Source organism: Hydrocoleum sp. CS-953, assembly GCF_002260545.1.
Taxonomy (GTDB): Bacteria; Cyanobacteriota; Cyanobacteriia; order Cyanobacteriales; family Microcoleaceae; genus Trichodesmium.
This window is the reverse complement of sequence record NZ_LGSU01000847.1, coordinates 1-5,024: the sequence shown is the minus strand read 5'-3', so window position 1 is coordinate 5,024 and position 5,024 is coordinate 1. Positions and strand designations below refer to the sequence as shown.

Annotated in this window: 5 protein-coding genes; 3 read left to right on the top strand and 2 right to left on the bottom strand. The window is 33.7% G+C overall.

Going from position 1 to position 5,024, the window contains the following annotated elements; translation table 11 throughout:
- Positions 1–230 precede the first annotated feature (230 nt).
- Positions 231–1,238, top strand: coding sequence for a tryptophan--tRNA ligase (gene trpS / locus AFK68_RS10935; RefSeq protein WP_094672727.1), 1,008 nt, complete (start codon positions 231–233; stop codon positions 1,236–1,238).
- A gap of 278 nt (positions 1,239–1,516) precedes the next feature.
- On the top strand, positions 1,517–2,404 hold the full coding sequence (locus AFK68_RS10930) for a methylenetetrahydrofolate reductase (RefSeq protein WP_094672726.1): 888 nt from the start codon (positions 1,517–1,519) through the stop codon (positions 2,402–2,404).
- A gap of 84 nt (positions 2,405–2,488) precedes the next feature.
- Here AFK68_RS10930 and AFK68_RS10925 read toward each other — a convergent pair whose 3' ends face one another.
- Together AFK68_RS10925 and AFK68_RS10920 are read right to left on the bottom strand one after the other, a co-directional pair.
- The gene (locus AFK68_RS10925; RefSeq protein ID WP_094672725.1) at positions 2,489–2,899 is read right to left on the bottom strand and encodes a DUF2358 domain-containing protein; all 411 of its coding nucleotides are present in this window, start codon (positions 2,897–2,899) and stop codon (positions 2,489–2,491) included.
- Positions 2,900–3,061: 162 nt separating this feature from the next.
- Positions 3,062–3,724 (bottom strand): class I SAM-dependent methyltransferase, encoded by a 663-nt coding sequence (locus AFK68_RS10920; protein ID WP_094672724.1) that lies wholly within the window; start codon positions 3,722–3,724, stop codon positions 3,062–3,064.
- 434 nt (positions 3,725–4,158) lie between these two features.
- Between AFK68_RS10920 and phnC the strand changes: the two genes are divergently transcribed.
- Positions 4,159–4,908, top strand: coding sequence for a phosphonate ABC transporter ATP-binding protein (gene phnC, locus AFK68_RS10915; RefSeq protein WP_094672723.1), 750 nt, complete (start codon positions 4,159–4,161; stop codon positions 4,906–4,908).
- Positions 4,909–5,024: the final 116 nt, after the last annotated feature.

The following is a 5,024-nucleotide window of genomic DNA, read 5'->3' as shown; positions in this document are numbered from 1 at the left end:
ACACAGCTAAAACTGTGCAATAGATTTTAACTTGAAAATTCTTACTTTTGAATGCATGACTTTTGACTTTTGAATTCAATCTAATGCACCCTACTGGACTAATAATAACTGAAAAGACTTTTGGCTTTTGATTTTTTACTTCCGTCCAGAGGATGAGGATATTTAACCAGACACTCAATATGTTATTCTTAAGTATTAATTAATTTTGAACAACTAAAGTTAGAGAAATAATGGGTAAACAGCGCGTACTCTCTGGAGTTCAACCAACTGGAAACCTTCATATTGGTAACTATTTAGGCGCAATTCGTAATTGGGTAGAAGGACAAAAAGAATACGACAATTTTTTCTGTGTAGTAGATTTACACGCCATTACAGTACCTCATAATCCGGCTACACTAGCTACAGATACCTATACTATTGCTGCTTTATATTTGGCCTGCGGAATAGACCTGAATTATTCTACTATATTTGTGCAATCTCACATTCCTGCTCATAGTGAATTGACATGGTTTCTTAACTGTATTACTCCCTTGAATTGGTTGACAGATATGATTCAATTTAAGGAAAAAGCAATTAAACAGGGAGAAAATGTAGGTGCAGGTTTATTAGATTATCCAGTTTTGATGGCTGCGGATATCCTACTTTATAATGCAGATAAAGTTCCTGTGGGAGAAGACCAAAAACAACATTTAGAACTTACCCGCGATATAGCAGTTAGATTTAATCATCAATTTGGTCAGGGAGAAACTATCTTAAAATTACCAGATCCTTTGATTAGAAAAGAAGGTGCGCGGGTAATGAGTTTGACAGATGGTACTAGCAAAATGTCTAAGTCTGACCCTTCAGAATTGAGTAGAATTAATCTATTAGATCCACCAGATGTAATTACTAAAAAAATTAAACGTTGCAAAACAGATCCGGTTAAAGGTTTGGAATTTGATAATCCTGAACGACCTGAATGTAATAATTTATTGACTCTTTATGAATTATTTTCAGGTAAAACAAAAGAAGAGGTAATAACAGAATGTCAAGATATGGGATGGGGTAAATTTAAACCTTTATTAACTGAGACAACTATTGAGGCTTTAACTCCAATTCAAACAAAATATAAAGAAGTAATGGATGATAAAGGTTATCTGGAATCTGTTTTAGCTGAAGGAAGGCAAAAAGCAGGAGCCATCGCTAATCAAACTCTAGAAAAAGTTAAAAAAGCTTTGGGTTATTCTGTGTCAATTTAGCAGAGAATAGGAAACTTAAAAAAATATAGTAGTTGATTGAAGATGAGAATTCCTCTAAAAATTATTAGACTTAATAACTAATACCTAACACTGGATAAGATGAAATAATTAATTCTGAAAATTATGCCATTAAGCAAAGTAAATATATAGTTAGTAATCAAGGATATTTATTCATAGCTAACAGCAACCATAACCATATTTAATCTATTGCACAAATAGCCAAGAGAAAACTAAGACAACAATTGAAAATTTAAGCACAGCTAAAGAAACAATAATAGATGAATCAATTTCGTAATGCCGTAAAATCTGGAGAATTTTTAATCACTGCTGAAGTAGCACCACCGAAAGGAACTGACCCTACTCACATGATTAAAATGGCTGAAACTCTCAAAGGTAGAGTTCATGCAGTTAATATTACTGATGGTAGTCGTGCCGTATTAAGAATGTCCTCATTGGCAGCTTCTATCATCTTAAAAAAGCATGGCCTAGAGCCAATATTTCAAGTAGCTTGTCGCGATCGCAACCGTATAGCTTTACAAGCTGACCTAATGGGAGCTTCAGCATTAGGAATTAACAATATTTTAGCCTTGACTGGAGACCCTGTAAAAGCAGGAGACCATAAAGATGCCAGAAGTGTATTTGATATGGAGTCTGTACGTCTATTAAAAATGATTGCTAAGTTAAATCAAGGTATGGACTGGAATGAGAAAGCTTTACCAGATGGACCAACAGATTTATTTGTAGGTGCTGCGGTAGACCCTCAGTCCCCTAGTTGGTCAGGATTACAAAAACGATTTGAACGTAAATTATTAGCAGGGTCTCAATTTTTTCAAAGTCAATTAATTTCTGACTTTGAAAAACTAGAAAAATTTATGAGTCAAATTGGACTTGATAGTAAGAAGCCAATTTTAGCAGGAATATTTTTACTAAAATCTGCTAAAAATGCTGCATTTCTGAATAAGTATGTGCCAGGAGTTGATATACCAGAACATATTATTAATCGTTTGGCAAATGCAGAAAAACCTTTACAAGAAGGAATAAAAATTGCTGCTGAACAAGTTACAATGGCAAGCAAAATTTGTCAAGGAGTTCATCTAATGGCAATCAAGCGAGAAGACTTAATTCCCAACATATTAGATATGGCTGAAATTGCTCCAATTAGGTAGCACAGGCATCTTGCCTGTTCAAGATACCCGCGCTGCGGTAACACAGGCATCTTTCCTGTTTTTCTTACAGCCAAGATGGCTGTGCTACAGTCCTTTTAAAAAAAACTGCTTTAATATTTCACTTGGTTTCCTATCCCAAGTATCAATATGTTCATAAATCAACCCATCTTGATTAAACTTATAAGTAGAATAACCATTAAAAAAAATCTTAGCTTTCCAAGGAACTCTTAACACACCACGCACAGTCCAATTTGCTAAAATTATATCTTTTGCTGTTTGCTGAACATCATGTAAATCAAAATAGAGTTCTGTAAAAAATAGCCGACCATGAAAGCGCAAAGTCCAAAAAATAATCCGATAATTAAACTTCCACTTAAAGGTATTTACTGGATCTTTAAAAAAAATATCTTTAGTATATATATCGTAGGAAATATCTTTCTCAAATAAAGTTGGTAAATCTAACTTTAATCTCTCAAGAACTTGTTCAACCTGCACTTAAATTTTCCTCACTACAAAACTAACACTACATATCTATCTATAGCAATTATATTTAAATTTTAATATTTTAGTGGTAGGGGCGAACAACCGTTTTTACAGGAGATCGCTTCATTCCCACTATCGGAGTCAAAGCGCAAGGGAAAAGTTTTTTGATAAGGTTTACCAACAGCAGCAACTTTGTTTATTTGCAAATTCCCGCTGAGTCGGAATAGCTCTAACAACCATCATTCCCCAAATAACTCCTAAACGAAATTTAGTTGAACCATCTAGTTTAAACTTGGTAGAGACTAATAACTGATGTAATTCTGCTTGAGTATAAAATTGTTGATGAATAGGATCGAAAATTTGTAAGAACCAGTCGCAAATTCTACAGACAAAATAATCTTTATTCCAATCAAGAATTATTACTTTACCATCAGGTTTAAGCACCCGTTTCATTTCTCTTAATGCTACTTGAGGTTTATCAAAAAAATGAAAAGAATTAGCACATACAACTACATCAAAAGAATGACTTTCAAAAGGTAGTGAATGAACTGAAGCTTTTTGAAACTCGACATTAGAATAAGCCTGATATTTTTTCCTAGCTAAATCTAACATCTTTTCGGATATATCAACTCCTATAATTTTTTGCGTCGGATTTTTGTTGAGTAAAAGTCTTTCAAATTCGCCAGTACCACAAGCAACATCTAAAATGCTTGCTTGTGGCTCAATTTGCTCCCAATTATTCAGAAAGGTAAGAGTATTAATTATATAATTACGCCAGCGTAAATCGTAAATATCAGCAAGTCGATCATATTGCTTTTGAATTTTAACTTCATTCATGTCATTTTAGTTATCAGTACCTCTAGTTAAAGCCATCCTCGGACCAGTTTTCATCTTCTATCCAAAGGGAGGCTTGAAAACTTATTTTTTGGTCAATTTTTGCAGGTTATAGCTTGCCTGAACTTTTTCAATATATAAATATATATACTTGCGGATATTTAGACAATAATTTCACAAAAAATACTTGACTAAATATTGAGAATAAAAGTAAGCTCTAGGAAAAATTAACTAGCTATTAGCTTTTAGCATTTCCTGACGGAATGCTCTGCAAACAGCAAGCCTCCTGGGGAGGAAGTACGTTAACAGCTTTTATAGCTAGGGGTTGAAATTCCCTTATAAACGTTTACTGCTGACTGCTGTTAGTGAAGCTCCTCCGTAGGAGGCTTGCTGAGCGCTGACCGCTTTTTAATTAATCATTTAACCAATCAAACATTATGATTTATCTGAATAATCTCGGGTTAACTTACCGAGATGGAACAGTAGCTTTAAATAACATTTCTGTTGAATTTACTCAAGGGGAATTCACAGTAATTTTAGGGTCTTCTGGAGCTGGAAAATCTACCCTTTTACGCTGTATAAACTTTCTTACTTCTCCTACCAGTGGAGAAGTAATTTGTGAAGGATTAGGTAATTTACATAACCCTAAAATATTACAGAAACATCGTCAAAGAACAGGAATGATTTTTCAACAACATCAATTAATTCCTAGACAAACTGCTCTCAAAAATGTCTTAGTAGGTCGTTTAGCTTATCATTCTACCCTTAGAAGTTTATTTCCTCTTCCTAAAACAGATCAATATATTGCTTTAAATTGTTTAGAAAGAGTAGGCTTATTAGACAAAGCTTTAACACCTGTAAAAGCTTTAAGTGGGGGACAACAACAACGAGTAGGAATTGCTCGTGCTTTGGCCCAACAACCTAAATTTCTCTTAGCTGATGAACCGATCGCTAGTTTAGATCCTGCTAGTTCTCATCAAGTATTATCCAATTTACGAAAAATTTGTCAAGAAGATGGAATTGGAGCCTTAGTTAGTCTACACCAAGTTGATTTAGCTTTAGAATATGCTGACCGGATTATTGGACTGGGTAAAGGGACAATTCTTTTTGATGGTAGTCCTAAAGATATAAAAAACTATCAACTCGAAGAAATTTATCAAAGTCCATCCTTAAGTAAGACTAGATAAATGTTATTTAGAACACATAAAAAAAGGGGATTGACTTTTGACAGACAATCTCTATAATTAACTCATAAATTATTTAGAAAATAAACGATTATGTTAAATTTAATCCTCAAAAAAAG